The 24,388-nt window shown below is 41.9% G+C and carries 17 protein-coding genes and 1 pseudogene; 4 read left to right on the top strand and 14 right to left on the bottom strand.

The features are described from left to right. From VNZ46_RS27280 to VNZ46_RS27260, 5 genes and pseudogenes are all read right to left on the bottom strand, one after another. A pseudogene (locus tag VNZ46_RS27280) lies at positions 1 to 317 on the bottom strand (YbbR-like domain-containing protein); the annotation flags it as partial. 332 nt (positions 318 to 649) lie between these two features. After that, entirely contained in the window at positions 650 to 964 is a 315-nt protein-coding gene (gene yajC / locus VNZ46_RS27275) for a preprotein translocase subunit YajC (RefSeq protein ID WP_133777733.1), read from the bottom strand. A gap of 29 nt (positions 965 to 993) precedes the next feature. Then, on the bottom strand, positions 994 to 1,443 hold the full coding sequence (locus VNZ46_RS27270) for a DUF1573 domain-containing protein (RefSeq protein ID WP_325564503.1): 450 nt from the start codon (positions 1,441 to 1,443) through the stop codon (positions 994 to 996). 4 nt (positions 1,444 to 1,447) lie between these two features. After that, positions 1,448 to 2,341, bottom strand: coding sequence for a transcription antitermination factor NusB (gene nusB, locus VNZ46_RS27265; protein ID WP_325564501.1), 894 nt, complete (start codon positions 2,339 to 2,341; stop codon positions 1,448 to 1,450). 99 nt (positions 2,342 to 2,440) lie between these two features. Continuing rightward, on the bottom strand, positions 2,441 to 3,529 hold the full coding sequence (locus VNZ46_RS27260; protein WP_325564499.1) for a Glu/Leu/Phe/Val dehydrogenase: 1,089 nt from the start codon (positions 3,527 to 3,529) through the stop codon (positions 2,441 to 2,443). Positions 3,530 to 3,642: 113 nt separating this feature from the next. Here VNZ46_RS27260 and VNZ46_RS27255 point away from each other — a divergent pair, with 113 nt between their 5' ends. From VNZ46_RS27255 to VNZ46_RS27245, 3 genes are all read left to right on the top strand, one after another. After that, complete coding sequence (locus VNZ46_RS27255) at positions 3,643 to 5,433, top strand: ABC transporter ATP-binding protein (RefSeq protein ID WP_325564497.1); 1,791 nt, start codon at positions 3,643 to 3,645, stop codon at positions 5,431 to 5,433. 69 nt (positions 5,434 to 5,502) lie between these two features. Further along, on the top strand, positions 5,503 to 5,829 hold the full coding sequence (locus VNZ46_RS27250) for a DUF3276 family protein (RefSeq protein ID WP_133777736.1): 327 nt from the start codon (positions 5,503 to 5,505) through the stop codon (positions 5,827 to 5,829). A gap of 73 nt (positions 5,830 to 5,902) precedes the next feature. After that, positions 5,903 to 6,826 (top strand): serine hydrolase, encoded by a 924-nt coding sequence (locus VNZ46_RS27245; RefSeq protein ID WP_325564494.1) that lies wholly within the window; start codon positions 5,903 to 5,905, stop codon positions 6,824 to 6,826. On the opposite strand, the gene VNZ46_RS27240 is transcribed toward VNZ46_RS27245, so the two are convergent. From VNZ46_RS27240 to VNZ46_RS27205, 8 genes are all read right to left on the bottom strand, one after another. Then, complete coding sequence (locus VNZ46_RS27240; protein ID WP_325564492.1) at positions 6,823 to 7,437, bottom strand: hypothetical protein; 615 nt, start codon at positions 7,435 to 7,437, stop codon at positions 6,823 to 6,825. The genes VNZ46_RS27245 and VNZ46_RS27240 overlap by 4 nt on opposite strands. Before the next feature lie 66 nt (positions 7,438 to 7,503). Further along, complete coding sequence (locus VNZ46_RS27235) at positions 7,504 to 10,491, bottom strand: DUF2723 domain-containing protein (protein ID WP_325564490.1); 2,988 nt, start codon at positions 10,489 to 10,491, stop codon at positions 7,504 to 7,506. An 87-nt stretch (positions 10,492 to 10,578) separates the two neighbouring features. Further along, positions 10,579 to 11,304 carry a LytTR family DNA-binding domain-containing protein gene (locus VNZ46_RS27230; RefSeq protein ID WP_325564488.1) on the bottom strand — a complete coding sequence of 242 codons (726 nt, stop codon included), beginning with the start codon at positions 11,302 to 11,304 and terminating at the stop codon, positions 10,579 to 10,581. Positions 11,305 to 11,396: 92 nt separating this feature from the next. Further along, positions 11,397 to 12,722: a RagB/SusD family nutrient uptake outer membrane protein gene (locus VNZ46_RS27225; RefSeq protein WP_325564486.1), complete on the bottom strand. Its 1,326-nt coding sequence runs from the start codon at positions 12,720 to 12,722 to the stop codon at positions 11,397 to 11,399. A gap of 10 nt (positions 12,723 to 12,732) precedes the next feature. Further along, the gene (locus VNZ46_RS27220) at positions 12,733 to 16,095 is read right to left on the bottom strand and encodes a SusC/RagA family TonB-linked outer membrane protein (RefSeq protein ID WP_325564484.1); all 3,363 of its coding nucleotides are present in this window, start codon (positions 16,093 to 16,095) and stop codon (positions 12,733 to 12,735) included. Positions 16,096 to 16,133: 38 nt separating this feature from the next. Then, entirely contained in the window at positions 16,134 to 18,773 is a 2,640-nt protein-coding gene (locus VNZ46_RS27215) for a zinc-dependent metalloprotease (protein ID WP_325564482.1), read from the bottom strand. Positions 18,774 to 18,922: 149 nt separating this feature from the next. Beyond that, complete coding sequence (locus VNZ46_RS27210; protein WP_325564480.1) at positions 18,923 to 20,527, bottom strand: histidine kinase; 1,605 nt, start codon at positions 20,525 to 20,527, stop codon at positions 18,923 to 18,925. Between the two features lie 40 nt (positions 20,528 to 20,567). After that, entirely contained in the window at positions 20,568 to 21,908 is a 1,341-nt protein-coding gene (locus VNZ46_RS27205) for a polysaccharide lyase 6 family protein (RefSeq protein WP_325564478.1), read from the bottom strand. Positions 21,909 to 22,023: 115 nt separating this feature from the next. On the opposite strand from VNZ46_RS27205, the gene VNZ46_RS27200 reads away from it, so the two are divergent. Continuing rightward, entirely contained in the window at positions 22,024 to 22,680 is a 657-nt protein-coding gene (locus tag VNZ46_RS27200) for a YceH family protein (protein WP_325564476.1), read from the top strand. 1 nt (position 22,681) lies between these two features. Here VNZ46_RS27200 and VNZ46_RS27195 read toward each other — a convergent pair. Then, positions 22,682 to 24,388: mechanosensitive ion channel family protein (locus tag VNZ46_RS27195; RefSeq protein WP_325564474.1), on the bottom strand; the 1,707-nt coding region annotated here is incomplete at its 5' end.

The raw sequence follows: 24,388 nt of genomic DNA, 5'->3' as shown, positions 1-24,388 counted from the left end.
AACTGTTCTGAAAACAGCACAAAATTCCGGTTATTCAGCTTATCCAGACTGATGGAAATAGACTGAGGTTTGATCCTGAGCCTGGCAAATAACAACTGCCAGCCCGTACCTTCTACCTGCAGGTCTACCGTATCCGACTGCAGGGGGTGAAATGCCTTTTTCTGCGGTACATTGGTGTAGATCAGGACTGTTTTTGCCGTATATACATATTTATTATTTAACGCAAGGAACAACCAACCACCCAGGGCCAGCAGCAAACAGACCACAAGGGTCAAAAATCGCTTTCGTTCTATTTTTGTTAATTTTATGATCGGCATACTGTAAAGTAAACAAAAATACAATAATGTAAAGGATTACCTATTAATCAGAGAAACAATTCCGCTATCCGCAGGTGAATGACATCTCATCTTTACTACATTTATGTTGCCCCCCATGTTATAGGCGCCCTGCAAACAAAAAAGGGATAAGAATATTTTCAGGCCTTAGCAGGTTTGCAGCCCCTTCAGGCTGCCTAAGCTGGTGCAGCCTGAAAATATTCTTATCCCTTTTTTGTTTATACGAAATAATGACAATGCCAGCAAACACAAAACCCAGGCGCATAAAAAAAAGCCGCATGAAGCGGCTTAAATATTTCAAATGATCATCTCAATTATGCTTTAGGCAAAGTAGCCTTGGTTGCATCTAATGAAATCGCAGTTTTATCAAATCTGATTTTAGTACCACCCTCAACTTCGATCAGGAAAGTAGTTTCATTCATATCTACAATTTTACCGTGGATACCGGCAGTAGTTACAATTTTATCTCCTTTTTTCAATTCCTCAACCAGTTTCTTGTGGTCTTTTGCTTTTTTAACCTGCGGTCTGATCATGAAGAAATAAAACACCACCATGATAAGAACCATTGGGATTAAAGTACCCAACATTCCATTTCCGCCTGCTTGTAAAATTACTATTCCTGTAGTCATATTGTCTTTTTTGTTTTTTTAATAAAATATTAAGGTTGAGTCACTTCTCCAGTTAAATGCACCTGATTGGTATTCGGATTGCCATTAGATGTGATGGTAACTACTTTGTCCTGCATTCCCATTTTACCGGCACTGTTAAAAACCACTTTGATCATACTTTCCTCACCAGGCTTAATCGGTTCAGCAGGTGGCTCAGGAATGGTACACCCGCAAGTCGCCGTTGCATTGGAAATGATCAGCGGGCTTTTTCCAGTATTTTTAAATTTGAAGTCGTAATGTACTTTTTCTCCTTGTTTGATCTTTCCAAAATCATAGCTTTCCTTTTCAAAAGAAAGGACTGCAGCATCCGGGGAAGCAGGTTTTGCGGCACTGGATGTCGTATCTGTTAAACTGCCGGCTTTTACATCTTGTTTAGCCGTTCCCTGGTGGCAGGAAGCCAGTAATACACCGGCAATGCCCAATACAAATAAGTGTTTCATGTGATTATTCGTCTATTAATCCCCGTCCAATTTTCTTAATGCTATTTGTGCGTTTTAAATCGCCCAAAATTTTGTCCAAGATACCGTTAATAAATGAGTTACTTTTCGGTGTACTGTAATCTTTTGATAAATCCAGATACTCGTTAATGGTTACTTTAACGGGAATAGATGGAAAGTTAAGCAATTCGCAAATCGCCATTTTCATCAGAATGGTATCCATCAAAGCAATACGCTCAGACTCCCAGTTTTTAGTTCTTTCAGCAATAAGCTCCTGGTATTTATCGTAATTTTTTAAAGTATAGGCAAATAGATCCTGTACAAACTTACTGTCTTCCGGCCAGTCCTGGCTAATGGGCGTCAGTTTATTCGCAAATGGGTCCTCAGAAGTGAAATTTTTCAGTGTTTTAGCCACCATCCCCTGCATCACCTCTTTATCTACAGACCAGTTGATAAATTTATCTTCAAAAGCCTGGATGATATTTTGGTTTTTAAGAATGATCTTTCTAAAGATAAACTTAATGATCTCTTTGGATTCCTCCAATCCTTCATTGTCACCTTCCAGATATGCCGCATATTCAGGCGTACTTTTCAGTTTGTTGTAAATGGTTTTAATGAAATCCGGTTCTGCATTCCAGTTGATCTGGTATTTGTTAACAGCAGCCTGAAATTCAGGATTTTTCTGTAATAAAACAATAAATGCATTGTGCAGCAGTTTCTGATTGGGATTCAGATCCTCTTCTGTCGGAAAGTGTTTATTAGACCTTTCAATGGCATCAACAGCAGTATACTCTGTGATTTCAGATATAAGGGCAAGCATGCGGACGTACATTTCGTAGACGTCGTCAATACTTTTCATCAATGCTTTCTTTGATGAAGTCAGATCTTTCTTATCTGACATTTGCCATGCAAATATGTTTTGCAAAGCTTTAATTCTTAGGTGCCTTCTGTTTAACATGAATGTAAGAACGAGTGGTAAATTTACCTGTTTATGTGTGTATTAAAATGATGATTTGATTTTCTTAATGTCTGCCATTCTTTGTTCGGCAATACGGTTTGCAGCTAAAATGGTAGGAATATTGTCTTTTTTTGATAAACGGATCACGTTGCGTGTTGCATCGTAAATATTTTCAGTGAGCTGGATCGTCCTTTTTCTGCCAAAGCCAGTCAGTTCAGAATAGCAATTGATCAGACCGCCTGCATTGATCAGATAATCTGGTGCAAACAAGATATTCTTTTCCAGCAAGAGTGCACCATGCTTGGTTTCATCTGCCAGCTGGTTGTTTGCTGAACCGGCAATAATGGCAAATTTCATTTTGGCAATAGTCTTGTCATTAACGGTTGCACCCAATGCACAAGGTGCGTAAATATCTGCATCAAGCGCAAAGATCTTATCTGCTTCAACAGGTTTTGCTTTATACTTCCTGGCTACATACTGTAAGCGCTCTTCGTTGATATCGCTGATAAAAACTTCTACGTTATCATTCCTCAACAACTCGACCAGATGCTCTCCTACATTCCCTATACCTTGAACGACCACAGATCTTCCGGCCAGCATATCTGTTCCAAAAACTTCTTTAACACAAGCCTTAATCCCCAGATAAACGCCTTTTGCGGTATAAGGCGACGGATCTCCCGCACCACCAATAGATTCGGGAACACCTGTAACATGGCTGGTTTCCATACGGATATATTCCATATCCTTTGTGGTTGTACCCACATCTTCTGCAGTGATAAATTCGCCGTTCAGATTTTTAATAAAACGTCCGTAACTACGCATCATGGCTTCTGATTTGCCTTTTCTGGAATCTCCGATGATCACAGCTTTTCCGCCGCCAAGATTCAATCCGGTAATGGCAGATTTATAGGTCATTCCTCTGGATAATCTCAGAACGTCTTCCAATGCTTCTGATTCAGAATTGTAATTCCACATGCGTGTTCCGCCCAATGCAGGTCCCAGTGTGGTATCATGTATGGCAATAATGGCTTTTAAACCCGTATCGGGGTCGTTACAAAAAACAACTTTCTTATGACCTAATGCACTTAATTGATCCAAAATAGAAGTTACCACAGAGCTGTTATCAGACATACGCTTATAATTATCAGATATGTCGCAAAACTAGCATAAAAAAACATTATTTTACCTAGTTTTAACGAAAGTCTTTAAAAAAATTACCTGCCTTTGTCTAACTTTACCTGCTCATGAAACACCTTCGTTTTTTAAATAAGTACTTCTATAAATATAAGTGGTGGATTGTTCCGGGTGTTTTCTTTGTCATTATATCAAACATCTTTGGGGTCATCCCGGCACAGGTTATTGGTCATGCCTTCAACCTGATTACCGAAAACATCCAGATATACAACCTATTTTCCAGTTTCGAAAGGCAGTCTATTATCTATGATATTTTCAGTTACAGTTTATTTTATTTTGGCGCACTGGTACTTTTCCTGTATCTGATCAGAGGTCTGTTTCTATTCTTCATGCGGCAAACGCTGATCCTCATGTCAAGACATATAGAGTTTGATATGAAGAATGAGATCTATGCCCACTATCAAAAATTAAGCCTGGGTTTTTACCGCCGCAACAACACAGGAGATTTAATGAACAGGGCTACTGAAGATGTGAACCGGGTAAGAATGTATGTTGGGCCTGCCATTATGTACGCGCTCAATACAGCTGTTCAATGTTTACTGATCATTACGTCTATGTATATGGTCAATGCAGAACTGGCTACTTTTTGTCTGCTTCCTTTGCCGGTACTGGTGGTCACCATTTATTTTGTCAATACACAGATCAATAAAAAGAGTGAGCAAATCCAGGAACAACTGTCAAAACTTTCCAGTTTTGTTCAGGAACGCTTCTCGGGCATACGGGTCATTAAGTCTTATGTGCGGGAAAACCATACCAAAGCTATTTTTGCCCAGGAAAGCGAAGGCTATAAGCAAAATTCCATGAGCCTGGTCAGAGTACAAGCTTTCTTTTACCCTACAATGCTCTTATTGGTTGGGCTGAGTACAATTTTGACCGTATATATAGGCGGCAAACAAGTGATTAATGGCTCTATAACCGCGGGAAACATTGCTGAGTTTATCGTTTACGTCAATCAACTGACTTTTCCGGTAACCATGCTGGGCTGGGTAACTACGCTGATCCAGCGTGCAGCAGCCTCTCAGAAAAGGATCAACGAATTTTTGGAACTGCATCCAGACATTGTTTCCGGCCATGTAGACCCGGCACCTTTTGATGGTAGCATCCGTTTTAACGAGGTCAGTTTCACCTATCCGGACACAGGCATCAAGGCACTGGAAAAGGTCAGTTTCGAGATAGAAAAAGGTCAGTTCGTAGCCGTCATAGGCCGAACAGGGTCAGGAAAATCTACACTTGCCAATCTGATCATGCGTATGTATGATGTAGATTCGGGAGAAATACTGCTTAACGGACAAAATCTGAAGAACCTGCAGTTAGGTCCTTACCGCAATCAGGTTGGTTTTGTTCCGCAGGAGGTGTTCCTTTTTTCTGATACGATTAAAAACAATATTGCATTTGGCCTGGACCAGGTGACCGATGAGGAAGTGGAAAATGCGGCAAAAAGTGCAGCAGTATATCATAATATCATTGACTTTGATCTGAAATTTGAAACCATGCTGGGCGAAAGAGGCATTACACTTTCCGGTGGACAAAAACAGCGGGTATCTATTGCACGTGCGTTGATCAAAGAGCCTAAAATTTTGATCTTCGACGATTGCCTTTCTGCTGTAGATACCAAAACCGAAGAAGAAATACTCCGTAATCTTGGCCTGATTATGAAAGGAAAGACCAGTATCTTAATTGCACACCGCATTTCTACCATAAAAAATGCAGACAAGATTATTGTAATGGATGCAGGAAGAATCATCGAACAGGGTACACACGAGTCTCTGTTAGACCTAAATGGAGCCTACAGGGAGATGTATCAGCATCAATTATTGGAAGAAGAAAATAAATCTCTTTAATTCTATTTTGAACTTTAATAATTATTGCTTTATATTTACCCGAACCAAAAACCAAGATCAGTACCAACCATGGGAGAATTTGACAACAAAGAGAGAGAAGAGGTTTTTTCTAAGAAAGTAAGGGCAGGTAAAAGAACTTATTTTTTCGATGTAAAAGCGACACGTTCAGGTGATTATTACTTAACCTTAACCGAAAGTAAAAAAAGACTAGAGGACGGCGTATTTGTAAAGCATAAGATCTTTTTATACAAAGAGGATTTTGAAAAGTTTGCGGAAGGACTAAATGAAACTGTAGATTATATCAAAAATCACCAGGAAGTTATAGAAAAACGTTACGAATATTCTGAAAATCAAGAAGGAAATGGTGCCAAGGGCATTGATGATTTTTCTTTCTAAATTATATTATATAAAAAGCCCCTGTAAACCAGGGGCTTTTTTTTGCTCTTGTTTTTTGCTCTTGATTTAAAGTATGATGAGAACCATTTTGCTGACATTAAGCCTGGCCTTGCTGAGTTTCGCTGTATTCGCACAGCGAGAGACCAGCGACGCTAAACTTGAGCAAATGCTCCGGAAGCTTGTTAAGGGCTTTAATGGGGATGTTGGAGTTTACGTTAAAAATCTCAAAACAGGCAAATCTGCAGGAATCAATGCAGACAGCATCTTTCCTACAGCCAGTATGGTTAAGGTAGCCATTACGGCTGGCGTATTTAATCAGATTGAAAAAGGCCAGCTGGATTACAAAAGTGTACTGACCTATAAAGACAGCTTACTTTACGCAGGTGAAGACATTTTAGGCAGTTTCAAAAATGGGGAACAGATTGCACTTTCGAAGGTACTCATGCTCATGATCACCACCAGTGATAACACCGCAAGTCTTTGGGCACAATCCCTGGCCGGAACAGGTACGGCAATCAATGACCTGATGGCTCAATATGGCTTAACCTATACACGTGTCAATTCCAGAACTCCCGGCAGACAGGAAAATCAGAAAAAATATGGCTGGGGCCAGACCACCCCTAAAGAAATGGCAACCCTGCTTACCCTGATCAGAAATGGGAAACTAGTTAATGAAGCCGCCTCAGAACGCATCTACCGGAATCTGATCCGGATCTATTTTGACCAGGAGGCATTATCTCAAATTCCGCCTTATATTCAGGCCGCTTCGAAATCAGGTGCAGTAGACGAAGCCCGCTCTGAAGTGGTACTGGTCAATGCACCTCATGGAGATTATGTATTTTGTGTCACTACAAAAAACCAAAAGGATATCTCCTGGACTGCATCCAATGAGGGTTGGGTACTGATCAGAAACCTGAGCCGGATGCTTTGGCATTACTATGAACCCGCATCCAGCTGGGTACCCGCAGCAGGAATGGAGAAATACAACCTGAATTAGCGCAGTTCTTCCATTCGTTTCATATCCTGGTTCAGTTCGAAGAGCAGATCATAAAGTAGTTTAATGTTCTTGTCTTCTGTAGGCGTCCCGCAGCCATCAATTACATCCAGAAATCCTGTATAGAAATCATCAAATAATTCGTCTGGTAAATCGATCCGCCCAAGATCCAGCTGACAGCAGGTATGATAGATCATATGCATTAATGAAAAATACAGATGGCAGGTTTCCTCCATCAACTCTGTATAGGATTGGCCTAAAGGCTGGTCCACATAAAAATGATAGTTATTGGATGCATGCTGATTAAACTCTTCATTCGTCATGACTTCAAATTCATCCAGCGAATTAATCATCAGATAGGTTTTACTGCAATTAAAAACCTTATCTGAGGACTGTAGCAACAGTTGAACAGCCGGATCCTTTACACCCTCCAGAACTTCATAGTCATTCTCGTACATAGAAGCGGCATCTACCAAACCTTTTAAATCGGATAGGTCCTTTTCAAAAGCCAGCAGATAGCCATACTTGCAAAACTCACCCAATGTAAAACTCAGCACATGAGACACCACGCCCAGCAATACATCTTCCTCATTAGGTTGCTCTTCCTTCATCATTGAATAAAGCTATATACTTTAACTCAAATAACAAAGCCGGGCAAAGTCTTTGGAAAGGATTTATCCCTATACGCCTGAAGATACCCTTTGCAGCATGGAAAGCTGCTCCATAATCTTCTTATGTTGTTCCGTCTGACCGTATTGTTCTGTCAGTTTCCCAAGTTCCTGCAGTACAGAAAAGCCGAGGCGGGCATCTTCCAGGTAAGCCTCCTGAAATTTAGGTTCTAAAGACACCATATAATGAAGTTCTCCCGCAAGGAAGTTGGCTGTTTCAGTGGTCAGTTTACCGGCCCGGGCAAAGTCCTGCTGATCATATAGATTCGTGATGGTACCCAGCCTGAGGATACTGTCTCTGATGGAATAGTTTTTTACCGGAAGTTCATCCAGGCTTTTGACCATCAGTCTGTGTGCTTCTGTCTTTTTCCCTTCTGCCAGGAGATTTCCGGCCAGCGTATTGTGCAATCTCCAGGTCTGATCCAATACCCTCCTGCTTTCAGGATCCATATAAGCTGCTGTCTTAAATCCGGAAAACTCCAGTTTATTCATCACATTGCTGTACATCACTGAAGTATGAGTCCGCTCTTCTTTGTCTTTTTTATCTGTTTTAAACGGTAAAAGGCGGTAGGCATAGCCTTCCAGATAAAGGTACTTATCCAACCCCATATAAGTGTCATTAGACACCGAGCTTTCAAAATACACTGGCCGTTTCCAGTTGTTGTGTACCAGGATGTCAAAGATGGCCAGATCTGGCTTGGTTGCATAGTTCTTTTTAAAATCCCATTCCATTACATCTGTCAGCTTATCACTGTCTTCCTTCCTGATGATATTGGATTCCAGTAAAGCTGTTTTGTTGATGCTGAGTTTTAATTTCCTTGACGGAACAAAATTGGCGTAACTGCCATCGTTCATTTCCACCTGGTCCGCTTTCTGATCGGAAGTCATTACCGCAAAAAGATCAGAGAGCTCAACACTGTCTTTCAAACCATAATCCACATATGGAAATACATCCCTCAGCCCTGCTTTATACTGATCTTCGTTCATACTGATCGGCAATGGTGCCGATTGGCGAAGTCGTTTTTTCATCTGCGTAATATAGGCTGGATCTGATAAATACTGGATATTAACCACTCTGACATCCGTTCTGAAACCTTCTACTTCCTGGGCATACCATAGAGGGAAAGTATCATTGTCGGCTGTGGTAAATAAAATGGCATCTTTGGCACAGGAATTCAAATAATTCTTTGCCCAGTCCAGAGCGGTAGTTTTTCCCGAGCGGTCATGATCATCCCAGCCAGCGGTTCCCATCAGATAAGGAACGACCAGACATAAGCCAGCCGCTATAGCCAAACTCCATTTCGGCGCAGCCCACCTGCCCAGAAATTCCTTTATACCCAACACGCCAAGACCGATCCAGATGGCAAAGGCATAAAAAGAGCCAACATAGGCATAATCCCTTTCTCTCACCTGCAAGGGATCCTGGTTCAGGTACAGAATGATCGCCAGACCTGTAAAGAAGAACAGTGCCGCAAGGACTATACTCATAGATTTACTTTTCCGATACAACCAGATCATGCCAATAACACCCAGCAGCAGGGGCAATCCGTAAAATACATTATGACCTTTATTCTCTATAACTGAAGCTGGTAAATTCGTCTGACTGCCCAGTCTGGCTTTATCCAGCACTTTGATTCCGGTAATCCAGTTGCCATTCTGTATTTCGCCCTGGCTTTGCATATCGTTTTGCTTCCCGGCAAAATTCCATAAGAAATAGCGCCAGTACATAAAACCAACCTGATAACTGGAAAAAAAGCTTAAGTTTTGCAGGAAGGAAGGATGCTCATCTTCTCCCATATTGAGCCATTGGCGATAAAATTGTACATGGTCTGCCCGGCTGCTGTACATCCGCGGAAAGAGTTGATTTTTATCGTAAGTGGTTTTATAATTGTTGCCAGACACTTCATATTTCGAAGGCCCCCTTCTATAGGTTTTTCCGTTAATTGTATTATCGGTCACTTTAGCATCAAAGGTTTGTCCATAGACCAATGGCGTTTCACCATAACTGGTACGGCCAAGGTAATCATATAAGCCAAAGGCATTGTCTGGATTGCTCAGGTTCAGACTGGTCTTGGCATTGGCCCTGATGATGATCAGAAAGTAAGAGCTGTAACCTATCAATAAACAGGTCAGGCAGATTAAGCCCAGGTTTAACTGATATTTTTTAGTTTTTACAGTATAAAGAATTCCGGCAATCAATGATGCTGCAACCAGAAGCAGAAAAAATAAGGCTCCAGCACCAAAAGCCGTGCCCAGCTGGTTGACAAAGAACAGATCGAATTTAGCGGCCAGCAACACCAGGTACTGGATCAGAAAAAATTGTACGATACCCACCAGTACGCATCCGATTGCAAAAGCTTTCAGTAGCCCCTTCCAATTTGGCTGACTTGTCTTTTTAAAATAATAGATCAGCACAACGGCAGGTATGGTCAGCAAGCTGAGCAGATGTACCCCGATAGAGAGCCCGATCATGAAAGCAATAAACACCAGCCAACGATCATCCAATTCCCTTTCCCATTTCAGAATGGCCCAGAACGTAATGGCCGTAAACAGAATTGACAGAGCGTAAACTTCCGACTCTACCGCAGAAAACCAAAAGGTATCTGAAAAAGTATAAGCCAGTGCACCTATAGCTCCTGCAGCCAGAATAGCCCACATTTCAGTTTGGCTTTGTTTCTTTACAAATACCTTTGAAGCCAGGGCTGTGATGGTCCAGAATAAGAACATAATCGTTGCCGCGCTGGCCACTACGGAGAGGAAATTGGTCCAATAGGCAATTCTTCCGGTATGTCCGAGTGCCAGCAGAGAGAACATTTTACCAATCATCAAAAACAAAGGTGCTCCGGGCTGATGCCCTACCTGCAGCTTATTGGAGGCAGAGAGAAATTCTCCGCAGTCCCAGAAGCTGACTGTGGGTTCCATGGTTAACCAGTAAACAATAAGGGCAACAGAGAATAGAACAAATCCGAGGAGATTATTGATGCGTTGGTAATGTTTCATGAGCTCTAATTTTAATTTGGCAGTTTATCAAAATTAGTTATCTCACTGTGTAGGAGTTGTTAATTAGTGTTAAAGAATGTTAAAATACTACAGGTTCAGCCAAGCCTTAAAGGCCTCTGCACGTTCTTCAGTAACCAATACCTGTGGATTCTGCTCCGGTTCCGGATCCAGGACCACCCGGACCCTGTTTCTGGAAACCTTATACATTTCTTTAATGGAATCTATGTGAATGATGAATTTCCGGTTGATCCTGAAAAAATCGGCGGTAGACAACTGAGGTTCCAGGCTGGTGATCGTTTCTTCTATAATATAGTTTTGCTGATCGCGGGTAACCAGGAACAGATACTTATCATCGGCCATAAAATAGGCAATTTCATGGGCTTGAACGGCTTTAAGACGGGTCCCCATTTTGACCATAAAGCGTGTTCTGGGATAAACCACCGCGGGAACTGCGCCTAGTTGCCGCAAACCTTGTACTTTTTTGATGGCCTGAACAACATCTTCCTTATCAAAAGGCTTCAGCAGATAATCTACGCCCTGATGTTTAAAAGCTTTTAAAGTATATTGGTCGTAAGCGGTGGTGAATACAACCGGACTTTGAATCTGTACTTGCTGAAAGATCTGAAAACTTTCTCCGTCTCCCAGATGGATATCCATAAAGATCAGGTCTGCCCGATGGTTTTTGAGCCATTGAACAGCTCCTGCAACGGTTTCGATCATGCCCAATACTTCTATGCCCGGATCGGATTCAAGCAGCATACTTTTCAGCTCCTGTGCTGCCAGTTCTTCATCTTCTATAATCAGTACAGTCATGGTTGTTTCGAAATACCAGCTGTAAATTTACAAAAAAACTCCGGTCTCAAAAGAAACCGGAGCCAACAGATTATTCACCTAACCTAATATATCTATTGTTGTAAGTTTGGATTATTAGCTAATGCTGCCTTTGGAAACCTCAGCGTATATCTCGGGTCATTTTTTTGCAGGGTATATTCTATGCCGCTTACGGAATGTTTGAGTTCCGGTTGCCCGTAACGTTTTAAATCATACCATCTATGGCCTTCCAGGGCGAGTTCGCGTTCACGTTCTGCATACACCTCTTTTAGCAGATCTGCAGAAGAAAGTGCAGATATCCGGGTCTTCTCTGTCTGGAAATAGGCTGGTTTTAAACGTTTGACTTTTAAGGCCAGTAATTGTTGCAGCGCAAGGTCTTTGTTACCCGTTTGTAAGGATGCCTCTGCCACAATCAGGTACATTTCGCCGTTCCTGAACGTAATTTTCAAGGCATTGGAGTTTCCTTTCTGGGAAACGTAACGACTGCCCGATTTACCGAAGTAAGCTGAAAAACGTAAGTCGTTGGCTTGATCGTAAATTCCGATCAGATGAGCGGAAACGATGCCAATATTAGAAGTCCTTGCATCCATTACATCTTCCAGCGACATGATGTTTTCTTTAGACTGATAGTTGTTTGGAAGCAAACTTCCGCTAACGTTTAAGTCTTCAAGTGCATTGTTGGCTTGTAAAACATTTTGTGCTGCTGTTAATGCTTTGTCCCATTCTCCTCTGAATTCATAGATTCTGGCTGCAAGCGCCTGTGCAGCTCTTTTACCGAAGCGATAGTTCTTTCCTGCTTCCCATTTGTCTACGTTCAACAATTGCTGGCCTGCAGCTAGATCTGAAAAAATCTGCGTATAAACAGCTTCTACACTTGCCTGCGGAAATTTCTGTTCCAGATCTATGCCTGTTGCAATAGGCACACCTTTATCCGTACCAGCCGTCGCTTTATTATAGGTTTTAGTATACATATTGAGCAACTCAAAATGCGCATATGCTCTTAAAAGGTAAGCCTCTCCTTTTATCTGTGCGGTCTCGGCAGATATACCTGCTTTAGCATCTACATCCTGGATCACTTCATTCGCACAAAAAACGGTTTTGTAAAAATCCATGTATGGCAGTGGAGCGGTAAGCCCATCTGGATTTGCATCGTTCCAGCTGTAAATATCTTTTAATGTTGGAAAATCCTGGCTGTCTTCATCCAGGAGAAATTCGTCCGTGCGCACCGCCAGTAGAGCTTTATGCCTTGGAAAAGTAGAATAACCAGAGGTTAATAATGCCCTAAAATCTGCGGCAGTTGTAGGAATTACTTTTCCTACAGGAGTGATGTCTAAATATTTTTTGCAGCTGCTGATCCCCATAGACAAGACAACCAGGCTGAGTGTAATTAATTTCTTCATCTGATTTAAATTAAAAAGTTGCGTTTAAACCAATAGATATGCTTTTTGAAATGGGCTGAGCATAGATATTGCCATAAGTTTCCGGATCGAAGTACCCTTTGTAATCAGATCCGAATACCAGCATATTTCGCCCTTCTACACTTATGCGCAGGCTGTTTGCTTTAATCTTACCTGAAATTTTTGAAGGCAGCGTATAACCAAAACGGATACTGTTGATCCTTACATAACTCATTTTCTTTGCCCATATGTCCAGACTATTGTAAGAATTGGCCGGGTCACCACCATTTAACCAGTTATAAGCCATCCATCTGCTGCCATCGCCTGTATCTTTACCAATAAGCGCCGGTAACGTAGATCCTGTATTAGATGGCGTCCATGCATTTAATACATCTCTGGTGTAATTCTGCCCACGGTCCAGCAAACCAGGGTTATAGGCAGGATTGGCCAGCACCATTTGATCTATATTGAAAATCGCTGAAATCGCCAGATCGAAATTCTTATAACGGAAACGGTTTACCAAACCTCCCGTGTATTTTGGATCCCTATCACCCGCATAAGTAAACAAGCTTTGGTATTCCTTATTGCTCAAATTACTTTGTGTAAATTCACCAGGAAAAAAGTCTGCATATGGATCATACAACTTATAAAAATTCTCCATAGAAACTGTTTTGCCGTTTTGCATAAACTGAGGAATTCCATTAGCATCCAAGCCATTTGTTTTAAGTACGAAAAGCGCATTCAGAGGATAACCTTCTTTTGAAGGCGCAAACGACTTGAGACTAACTTTTTCACGTATCACCTTGCTTTTGTTATGGGCAATATTAAAGTCTGTAGACCAGTTGAAGTTTTTGGTGCTGATGTTCCGTGTGGAAATGCTCAACTCCAACCCCCTGTTGTTTACCTGGGCCCAGTTGCTGTTGGTATTGTCAAAACCATTCTCCAAAGGCAGTTCCTGGATGCCAATCAGGTCTTTACTGACGCGGTTATAGTATTCCAAAGTAAACTGCACTGCATTATTAAGTATGCCCAGATCTACCGCAGCATTAAAGGTTGCCGTCTTTTCCCAACGTAATTTCTGGTTCGGCGGATTGGTTACATTGATGGTTGTTTCGTTTCCACCTGGCAAAATATTCGTATTGCCATACACGCCTACAATCGCCGGAGAAGTGTTTTTGTCAATATTTCCCTGGATACCGTAAGAAGATCTAAAACGCAGATTGGAAATCCATTTAATGTCTTTAACAAACTCTTCTTCTCTGGCATTCCATGCACCAGATACCGAATAAATGGGTAGATATTTATACTTAGGGTCTACACCAAAAAGGTCAGATCCATCATAACGAATGCTTCCATATACAGTGTATTTTCTGTCATAAGTATAAGAAAGCGTACCGTAAAAAGAGGCATAAGCGTTCTCAAGCCATGTTTTCTGATAGTTTCTGAAAGGGTTTGAATCACCAGTTGTAAAATTGGCGTTAGGATATATGATGTCCTGTGTGGTAAGCGTTCTGTCGTTATAACCAAATCCCCGGGTCATGACTGCCTGGTTTTTAGTGCGGCGAAATTCTGCACCAGCCAGGGCTTCTATTTCATGTTTTTCATTGATCACTTTATTGAACTCAAAAATATTTTTCCAGTTGTACTGGAAGAAAGAAGTATTCTGGTTTTGGATTACACCTCCGGCAGGAAGGAAATATTCGTACTTCTTGGTGGCAGAATTGTAAAACCTTGACTTTTCACGGTATTTACGTACATAGTAAGTATCTGCACTACCATATTTTTCCGAACCATTTTCTTCAAACTGCAGTCCCATTTCAGAACGGAAATTCAATTCTTTCAGAATCTTATAATTGACATCAAAAATACCTTTAAAGCTCTTGTTGTTCAATTTATACCTGGTATTCTCGCGCTCCTCCAGAATATTGAAAGGCACAAATACATCGCCGCTTAAATTGGCAGTACCCTGGATATCCGGGTCATAGATATAAGCACCACTTGCATCTCTTGGCGTTAAATAAGGGTTTACATTTCTGACGTATCTGGAAGGGCTTGTAAACGAGTCTGATTCTGTCAGATAGTTATTCTGATTGGTCACCGAACCGAATAAAGAAGCACCGAATTTTAATTTTGGCGAGATGATAAAATCTGTTTTTAAAGTGGTATTGTACCTTTTGAGTCCTGTTCCTATGGTTGAACCTTTCTCATTATAGTAGCCACCTGAAAAATAATAGCTGGCTTGGTCTGTTCCTCCGGATAATCCCAGCGTATACTGCTGGTTAGCTGCAGCCTGGTATAATTCCTTTCCCCAATCAGTATTGGTGTTGCGCAAAGCATTGATTTGTTGTTGTGTGGAAAGATTAAGGGCAGAAAAACCGCCATTTCTATAGGCATTCAGTTCCCCTGACTTGTTCAGGATTCTGGACACCGCACCCAGATTATCCCTATAAGTTAAATCTGATCTGGAAGCCAGCCCAAGTTCAAAATCTACCTTCTCGGTAGCATTCATCAAGTTCAGTTTACTAAAATCGGGTCTCTGATCAATAAAAGTATTGGCACTGAAATTAATTGCCATCGGACCTTTTTTACCTTTTTTAGTGGTGATCACGATGACACCATTGGCTGCCCTTGCTCCATAAATGGCTGTAGCTGCAGCATCTTTTAAAATGGTGATGTCCTCAATATCATCTGGATTTAAGCCTGAAATCGGCAAATTGCGCAGCTGATCGATATTTTCTTTATCCTGGATGTTCTTCGGTAAATCTGTACCCTCCAAAGGCAAACCATCCAAAACCCACAAAGGATCTTGTGTCCCGTTCAACGAAACCGTTCCGCGGATGCGGATCTTAGGTGCCGAAGAAGGACCTCCGCTTAAATTGGTCACGGACACACCGGCTACCTGTCCCTGCAACATCTGGTCAATCCCGGAAACACCGCTTTGGCGAATGTTGTCATAGTTTAGTTTCGCTACTGAAGTGGTGTTCTTACGTTTAGCAATATCGGTATAACCGTTTACGATAACCTCGTTCAACACATTGTTGTCGCTGGTTAAGGAAACTGTAATATTGGTTTTATTCTTGATGTTGACTAAAGCCGAATTGTAACCCAGGTAACTCACCTTCAAATAAGTGGTTCCTGCAGGAACCTTTAAAGTAAAATGTCCATCAGTATTGGTTACTGCGCCAATCACCGAATTCTGGATCACTCCAGGACTTGACTGTTCACCGATTCCGGATTTGTCCACGAACACCGATGCACCTGGAATAGGTCGTCCGTCTTCCTCTGACAGCACCGTTCCTGTGATGGTGGTTTGTTCCTGTGCAAAGCTTTTAAGGCCAATCGCAAACAGGAAAAACATTAGTAAAAGTTTATTCATTTGTGCAAATTTATTGGTTTATAGTTTATTGATTCAGTTTAATTCATTCTCAGGCTTTGTCGAATCCTTAAAATCAGGTCTAAATAATGGCTTCTGGTCTCCTCATTACCACTTTTTTTACTTTTCTCAAGCAGATGTAAAATTTTGATCAGCTCTCCTCTTTTAGCAGGAGCAACGTCAGAAGTACGCACCATAGAACTTACGTATACTGTTCTCAGTTCTGCCCCGCTACTGGCTTTCTCCTCTTTAAAAGCACGAGGTGTCAGGTCGCATAATTCAGGGAGGTTATTGTTTAGGGCAGTTACCGGCTGCAGGGCTTTTTTGTTGACCTTTTCCATTAACTTATCTGTACCAACCAGCAATACATCTACATAGTTCTGTTCTGCCATACGCTCATCCAGAGATAAGCTTCTTCCTTTAATGGTGGGTTGAAATACCGTTTCGCGGACCTCTTTCAATAATTCAGAAACTGTATACACATCTTTATCTCCATGTATCGTTTCCATTTCCAGCATCCTCAGCAAACGCTCATCGCTCACCAGTCCGTACATTAAACTGTACTGCTGCTCGCGTTTCAGATTGTAGGGGCCGTATTCAAAAGGACCGTAAGGTGTGTCTTTAACCGCAAAGGTACTGGACAACAATTCGGGATTAAACAGCCACTGTGGAAGGCTGAACAATTGCTTCTTTAAAAAGCTCATGGCTTCCTGCTGCGTTGCCTTTGGTACTGGTGTGTAAGCTTTTTTACCATCTCCCTCTACGGGATTTTCGAGGTAATACCCGCCGATATTGGAAATTACATGGTCTGTATAGGTATTCCACTGCCAAATGGCGGCCATATATAATTTACCGGCCTGATAATAGTTGTCTCCAGGTTCTGCGGCCCAGTTTCTGATCTGGGGAACCAGACGCTGCAGATTCTTTAAACCGTATTCACCAGCTTTCATCGCATTATCACCAATATCTTCTGACTGGGCTCTCGGGTCTACAATATTCAGACCTTCTTGTTGTTCACCGTAGTGGTACAAAGGATCATGCTGATGTTTGGCTATCCACTGTTTTTGTATTTTCAAGTCCTCGCGCGGGTCGGCATTGTCTAACCAGCGGTAGCCCCAGGCTATGGCATATTTATCATAGACGCCTATTTGCGGGGTAATATTAGTTACATGATCTTCTGGCTGTGCAACGTAGTTAAACCTGGCATAGTCCATAATTGAAGGTGCCGTTCCTCCCATTCTGGAAGTATAGGCCGGGGAACGCAGGGAATCTACCGGGTAGGCAAATGATGCACCCATATTGTGCTTCAAACCTAAAGTATGTCCAATTTCGTGTGAAGACACAAAACGGATGGCATGTCCCATCTGCTCTACGCTAAAATTATTCTTCCTTGCTCCGCTATCTATAATTCCGGTCTGGATCCTCATCCAGTACTGCAGAGAAGTCATTACATTATGCCACCAGATCACATCTGATTCCAGGATCTCTCCTGATCTGGGATCAACTACTGCAGGCCCCATCGCATTTGATTTAGGAGATGCAGCATAGGTGACCACAGAGTAACGAACATCGTCACCATCAAAATCGGCGGTATCTGTAACCAGTTTGGCCTGGATGGCATTTTTGAAACCTGCGGCTTCAAATGCTTTTTGCCAGTCGTGGATACCGTCTATGATATAAGATCTCCACTGTTTAGGTGTAGAAGGGTCTATATAAAATACGATTGGTTTTTCCGGTTCTACCAGTTCGCCTTTCAGATAACGTGCACGGTCTTCCGGCTTGGGTTCCAGTTTCCATTTGGTGATCAGTTCCCTGGTCTCCATTTTCTGCTGGCTATCTGAAAAATACCATCTCGGTGTACTGAAAAATCCAACCCGGTTGTCTGCAAAACGGGGTTTCATTGGCTTTTCAGGCAACAGCAATAAATTCGTAGTTACGGCCATACTGACCGCAATGGTGCTCTGACCTTCTGTTACAGAAGTACTTAATAATGACCTTACGACAATATTCTGAGGAAAACTCTTGATGTGCTCTATAGCGGACAAGGCTGTTTTAGGGCTGGTGCCAAAATTCAGATGATTGAATACGTCGTTAAAGCTCTTCTCTGTTCCATCAAATACTTTATTCACTTTGATGACTACAGCAGAAGAATCTGGAGTATACGCTTCGATCTTAAAGTTTTCTATAACTGAGCCTGTAAAATTATCTTTTACAGATTGTGTGATCGCATCGCCTTCCGGAGATTCTACCTGCGGCACTATGGTTTTTACCCATACCGTCTTTGCCAGTTTATTTTGATAAAAACGAATGACCTTATTTTCGTAATTCATTCCCTTATTTACCCCTGCCTCATTAACGGCTAAAGGCACAGAAGAGATTTTGTTGACCAGTAAAAAGTCTTTTCCCAACATTTTCAGCGGGATCTCAAAATAATAGTCTGTTTCTACCTGGTGTACTTTAAAAATACCATCAGTAGTCTTTGCTTTTTTAAGTAAAGTCTTATAGTCTTTTAGATTTCCTTTTTTAACAGTGTCCTGATCAAGCTTCTTTTTTAAGGAATCTGCAGGTTGTTTTTTCTTTAGATCTATCTTCTGGGTTTTCTTTTTTTGCTGTGCTTGTCCGGGAACCGAAAACAAAAGGGCTACCGTAAGTGTTGTACTTAGTAGTAAAGGTCTTATCATTCTTTAGTCTCTGCTTAATTACCCTTTAAAAATGACCTATATTTTATAGATTATAAAAGCAGCAGGAGTGAATCAGTGAGATTTAGCAGTGAAACCGCAAATAGCCGGAGTGAATAAATTGTGTCCGGCAGGTTAAATTTCTATGAAGATTAGAGCAAAGGAAAATAACAACGGTACTCGGTACCATAAATGCCATGTCTTAAAACCGGCCCTCCAAAATGCTGATAGGTACTGAGTAAATAGGAAATGCCTTGTTTACCCGAATTGTCCACATGACTCCTGGGTTGATAATTGTTGACCACAACAATCTCCTCTCCTTCACTTTTGATTTTGATCTCCAACGGGTTTTGTTTAGACACAATGTTGTGTTTCACGGCATTTTCCAGGGCAATCTGCAGGCTCATAAAGGGTAGATTCTTCTTCAGATGTTTCTCTTTTACATTGACTTCTAAGGGAAGCATGGCTTCGCCAAACCGAATGTTCAGCAAGAACCAGTACTGGCTGGCAAAGTTCAACTCTTCCTTCACACTCGCCTGCCCATTTGGATAACTATCGAGCAGGTAACGGTACACCTTGGATAAACGTACAATAAACTCCCTGGCCAGTTTAGGGTCCCGGTCAATCAGGGCATTCAGTGAGCCCATGGAATTGAAAAGGAAATGTGGATTGACCTTATCTTTTAAAACCTTCAGCTGCAGGAGCGCATTTTCTTTTTCCTGCTTTTCGGTTACCATCTGGAGTTCCTGACGTTCGAGCAATAGTGTTTTCCTGTTGGCTTCGGCTTGTTCGCGACCTATAAATTCATTCTGCCACTTCTTTTGAAGGTAGGCCACCACCCCAACAATGATCAGGACGGAAAGGATGCCCATTCCGATCACATTTCGTTCAATATCATTGACCTCATCATCCACAACAAAAACGGGGGTATCAATGGCCATAATCCAGTTCATTGGCCCAATTCTGAGCGGAGAATAAGATCTGATCACCGGAACGGCAAGATAATTGGAAAATATGGTTTCTTTAAGGATTGCACTATCTCCCAATACTTTTTCTGCGAGACTTGTCTTTTTAGGATCCAGGAGACGCTGACCGATAAACTTAATTTCGGGGTGTGAAATACAGTATCCCTCTTCATTAAAAATAATGGCGTAGGCTTTACTCTTATCCTTCACATTCCACAAATAATTCTGAAATTTTTTGAGGTTAATATCCAGTCCGACCACCACCAGACTAGAGTCTTTGAGCCGGCAGGCAGAGGCCACCAGCCAATGCAGTGAATCGCTTACGCTGAATAGGATACCGGCAGATTGCGCTGTTTGTTTTTGAAGAGAAAATGCTTTTTTTACCCAATGTGTTGCAAAAGCTTTTGTTTTTGCATTTCCATCCTGGCCGCCTCTTCCAAAGGTATGAAAGGAGGTATCTTTTTTAGTCAATACGGCAGACCAGGCATGGCTTACTGCTGTATCATTCATGATCACCGAATAGATGGTACCAGAGTTTTTAAGGAATTCAGGCCCGTCTTTTAAACCGGTTGCTATTCTTGTTCCGGCAGGAAGTCCACTGATCAGCTTGTTAAATTCATAATTCACATTCGTTGCCTTTTGCTCATAGGCATATCCTGCAATACTCTTGCTGATCTGATCAATACGGGGCTTGATCCTGCTGTTCATAAACAAGGCTATCGCAGAAAGGCACAGAAACACAACGATCCCTAAAATGATCAGGTGTTTCCGGTTTTTTGGAATAGAATTCATCCCCAAAGGTAATTATATTCCAGAAGGCTGCATACATTTCTCAGCGTTGACCAGCAGCAGCCCCCACCTCTTTTGCGGTCAGTACCGGAACAGGAGCCATTGAACCTACAGTTGGGAAACGTGCTGCAAACTGATCTGCGAGGCTTTTTCCTTTTTTAAAATCATATGTACCGTTCGCTGTCCTCTCCAGTTCAGGGTTTCTGTCTACATAGCCGCTTGCAGGCATATCTCCCGCGCTCCGGGTTTTAAAGATCATGTTCCCTTCCCATGTTGCACCAGTAAGTGGCCCTGCAATCATAGCGGCCTGGCCTCCTCCCTGGATCACATTATAGGCTACTGTAACCAGAGTTGCGCCCATTCCATCTTTTCGGTTGGGCAAAATGATGTTCTCCGGATTACCGATCAGCGTATTAAAAGCAATCAGGATCCGGTCTGGCCGGTCGTGAACAGTCAGTTTACTACCATCGGCTACTTCTCCATCTCCGTTTCCAATCGTAATTGCAGGTTTACAGTCTTCAAAATAATTACCATAAACAGTTTGATCGTCGCCAAATATCCGAAGCCCTGGGGTATGGGTAAAATAATTGCCATATACAGCGTTCTTATTGCCATGACGTAAGGTAAACTGGGCCGGACAATCCCTAATGGTATTGTAACGCAGCACCAAGCCCGAGGCTTTAACTGAAATCAGTTCATTTTCTCCGGCACATCTTTCAAATACATTATATTCTACAATACTGTTGCTGGTCGACATACTGAAACCACTCAAACCAAATTGAAGTGCCTCTGCCCCATTACCGGTTTGCTGCGAAAAATTATTAAAATAATTGTGATGAATGTGCAGGCGCTGGGCAATTTGACTATCATGACCTCTTACAGCGATAAAACGCCCCATACTGGCCTTATTCTGAAAGGTATTATAGTCTACTTCCTGATCGTTTCCTGCCAGTGTAAGGTCTTCTCCATTCCCTGTATTTTCAAAAATATTATGTGTCCAGCGGCAAAAACTTGTTCCCGCTCCCGATTTGGCTTTTGAAGCCTGGTGTGTAAATTTAAAACCGCTAATGGTGACATACGTTGCCGGATCCAGTAAGCTAAAACCTCCCCTGCCTGATATTTCAACTGCTCCGGCATGTTCTGCAATGATGAGTACAGGTTGTTTTGCGGTACCTCGTGCCCTGATCAGGATATCAGTTTCAGTTATATACTGTCCATCCTTTACCCGGATCTCCGTTCCAGGTTTTACCTTATCTATAGCGCTTTGCAATTCAGCAACGGAAGAAACGACGATGGTTTCTGCAAAAACAACTGATGTACAGGTTAAAGCCAGCAAAGTCAATACTGCCCGTTTGCAGCACTTAAGAAGGATCAATCTTTTCATTTATTTTATATTTGGTTCTGCCAAATTACAGTTTGTGCTCCACATGCATTCTTGCCGATCAGCAATTCATTAAGATTTATTAGCATCAAAAAGGATTATTTTTATCTTTACTTGCATGGAAGAAACGAAACCTCTGCTGATCCTGACCACTATTGAACAAAGGATTCTCGGTGTCCTGATTGAAAAAAGTAAAACCACTCCGGATTATTATCCGATGACCATTAATTCCATCACTATTGCCTGCAACCAGAAAACATCCAGAAATCCGGTTGTGAACTACGATGAAGAAACCGTTACACTAACCCTCAATGCTTTAAAAATAAAAGGTCTGGTTGGCACAGCTACCGGAGCAGGAAGCCGGAGCATTAAGTACAAACATAACCTGGCTATTGTTTATCCGCTGTTGCCTGCAGAGTTGACTATACTCTGCCTGCTCTTACTCAGAGGACCTTTAACCCCCGGAGAGATCAATACGAATTCCGGAAGAATGTATGAGTTTGAAACGATTGAAGAAATACAGGAAATACTTCAAAAACTTTCGGCCGACGAACCACCCTACCTTAAACAGTTGTCTAAAAGGCCTGGACAAAAGGAAGCGAGATATATGCAGTTGTTTGGCGGTGAAACTGAAGCTGAAACTCAGGAAACAGAAAACCTGCCAACAACCGCAGCAGAGCATAGAAATTATGAAGAACTGGAAGAACGGGTGGTTAAACTGGAACAGGAACTGGAGGAATTGAAAGAACTGGTCAATCTGTTGATGGATAAATAGACTAATCCTCTTTCTCTTCTTTAGACTCCTGAACGGCCGGTTGATCAGGGTAATGAATATAGACATCAGACTGCGGGAAGGGAAGAGAAATTCCTTCCCTGTAAAACACTTCATATACATCGCTCAATACCTGGCTCTTGAGCGTGACCCAGTTACTGATGTCTTCTACCCAGAACAAAATTCTAAAATCTACAGAACTGGAATTCAGGTAATGGATCAATACCATAGGTTTTGGATCCTGCATGATATCTTCCCGGTTGTCAATGATCTGGTGAAAAAGGTCTTTAACCACCTTTAGGTCACTCCCATAGGCTACACCAATGATGAGTTCCACCCTTCTGTGGTTATTGCTCAGGGTCCAGTTCGTCAGGTGCTGGGAGAGCAAGTCTCCATTGGGCACAATAATTTCTGAACCATCTGCAGTGGCAATTTTACTGGCCCTGATGCCCATTTCTTTCACCGTACCAGACTTCGTTCCTATTTCAATCACATCTCCAACCTCTACCGGCTTTTCTACCGCCAGGATAATTCCGGAAACGAGATTGTTCACGATGGTTTGCAGACCAAACCCGATACCCACACTCAGCGCACCCAAAATGATGGTGATTTTCTCCATAGGTATACCTGAAGCTGTAATAGCCAGTAAAAAACCTACAGAAAATATAGCGAGTTTGATGAGTAAAATAGAAGAACTCAACTTGTTCTTCTTGCTTTTAGAGGTGGAATGATAATCTGCAAATTCGAAAAAATAGCTTACGGCCTTACTCACTACTGTAGCTGCCCAGATAACCAGTACAAAGACCACAATACTGCCATAAGTAAATTCGTTGCCGCCAATCTTTCGTGTTTGTGTAAGCAGGTTAGCTGCAAAATCATACAAGGCATCCAGGATATTCAAATTTCCGGCCAGCAGGATCAGCCACAACAGAATAGCGATGATATTCAGCACACTTTTAAAGCGCTGCTGCAGGAGTGCAAAGTCGAAATAGGTCGGCATTCCACTGTTTTCCTTACTGGCTTCCAATTGCAGGAATACGGCCTCCATCAATACACGGACAAAAATAACCAGGCTCATGGCCTGCCAGATTCCAAGCACAGATGCGACAAGGAACATCTTTGCCAGACTAAAACGCCCTATGATATTGCAGAAAACAGAGAACAAGAGCAAAGCAACAAAAACCTTTACAAATAACACGGATTTTTCCGGATAGGAATTCTTTGAATTCTTCAGAATCTGTAAAAACTGCCAGCCTGCTCCGGCTCCGGCTATACCTAATAAAAAAACAATGATCCGGTCTGTATAGGAAACCAGTAAAAACAAGTTACTCAGACCTGCAACCAATGTTAAACAAAGAACAATGATCCAGAACCTGAACAACTGTCTTGGCCAGGTCTTTCTCACCAGCAAACCTGTTGCTATAATCAATACCAGCATAATGATTTCCATAAAGACCACCGGAGGATGGTCATACAGGAAAAAAGTGATGAACAAGGAAATGAGAAGAGCCGATAAAAGTGGCTTTTCGGGAATATAATGGGCTTGATTCAAAATACTTTCCGGCTCAGATTTCAGCAGCCGGATCTTTCGGACAGAGAGTAAGGTCCAGCTGTAAAAGGAAATAAAGATCAGCAGTCCGAATATATGAATCCCCCAGTTGGTCAAAAAATAGTAATTCAACAATTGTATACTTGTTTTTACCGTGGTGTC

Origin of the sequence: Pedobacter sp., from assembly GCF_035566355.1 — a bacterium.
Taxonomy (GTDB): Bacteria; Bacteroidota; Bacteroidia; order Sphingobacteriales; family Sphingobacteriaceae; genus Pedobacter.
Note: the sequence above shows the minus strand (reverse complement) of the source record. Positions and strands in the feature narration are given on the sequence as shown.

What these genes read in the sequence shown, in the direction of transcription:
- VNZ46_RS27255 (WP_325564497.1), top strand. Translation starts at nt 3,643, where the DNA reads ATGAAACACCTTCGTTTTTTAAATAAGTACTTCTATAAATATAAGTGG.
- VNZ46_RS27245 (WP_325564494.1), top strand. Translation starts at nt 5,903, where the DNA reads ATGATGAGAACCATTTTGCTGACATTAAGCCTGGCCTTGCTGAGTTTC.
- VNZ46_RS27260 (WP_325564499.1), bottom strand. Translation starts at nt 3,529, where the DNA reads ATGTCTGATAACAGCTCTGTGGTAACTTCTATTTTGGATCAATTAAGT.
- VNZ46_RS27210 (WP_325564480.1), bottom strand. Translation starts at nt 20,527, where the DNA reads ATGAATTCTATTCCAAAAAACCGGAAACACCTGATCATTTTAGGGATC.
- VNZ46_RS27240 (WP_325564492.1), bottom strand. Translation starts at nt 7,437, where the DNA reads ATGATGAAGGAAGAGCAACCTAATGAGGAAGATGTATTGCTGGGCGTG.
- yajC (WP_133777733.1), bottom strand. Translation starts at nt 964, where the DNA reads ATGACTACAGGAATAGTAATTTTACAAGCAGGCGGAAATGGAATGTTG.
- VNZ46_RS27225 (WP_325564486.1), bottom strand. Translation starts at nt 12,722, where the DNA reads ATGAAGAAATTAATTACACTCAGCCTGGTTGTCTTGTCTATGGGGATC.
- VNZ46_RS27230 (WP_325564488.1), bottom strand. Translation starts at nt 11,304, where the DNA reads ATGACTGTACTGATTATAGAAGATGAAGAACTGGCAGCACAGGAGCTG.
- VNZ46_RS27250 (WP_133777736.1), top strand. Translation starts at nt 5,503, where the DNA reads ATGGGAGAATTTGACAACAAAGAGAGAGAAGAGGTTTTTTCTAAGAAA.
- VNZ46_RS27205 (WP_325564478.1), bottom strand. Translation starts at nt 21,908, where the DNA reads ATGAAAAGATTGATCCTTCTTAAGTGCTGCAAACGGGCAGTATTGACT.
- nusB (WP_325564501.1), bottom strand. Translation starts at nt 2,341, where the DNA reads ATGTCAGATAAGAAAGATCTGACTTCATCAAAGAAAGCATTGATGAAA.
- VNZ46_RS27200 (WP_325564476.1), top strand. Translation starts at nt 22,024, where the DNA reads ATGGAAGAAACGAAACCTCTGCTGATCCTGACCACTATTGAACAAAGG.
- VNZ46_RS27215 (WP_325564482.1), bottom strand. Translation starts at nt 18,773, where the DNA reads ATGATAAGACCTTTACTACTAAGTACAACACTTACGGTAGCCCTTTTG.
- VNZ46_RS27220 (WP_325564484.1), bottom strand. Translation starts at nt 16,095, where the DNA reads ATGAATAAACTTTTACTAATGTTTTTCCTGTTTGCGATTGGCCTTAAA.
- VNZ46_RS27235 (WP_325564490.1), bottom strand. Translation starts at nt 10,491, where the DNA reads ATGAAACATTACCAACGCATCAATAATCTCCTCGGATTTGTTCTATTC.
- VNZ46_RS27270 (WP_325564503.1), bottom strand. Translation starts at nt 1,443, where the DNA reads ATGAAACACTTATTTGTATTGGGCATTGCCGGTGTATTACTGGCTTCC.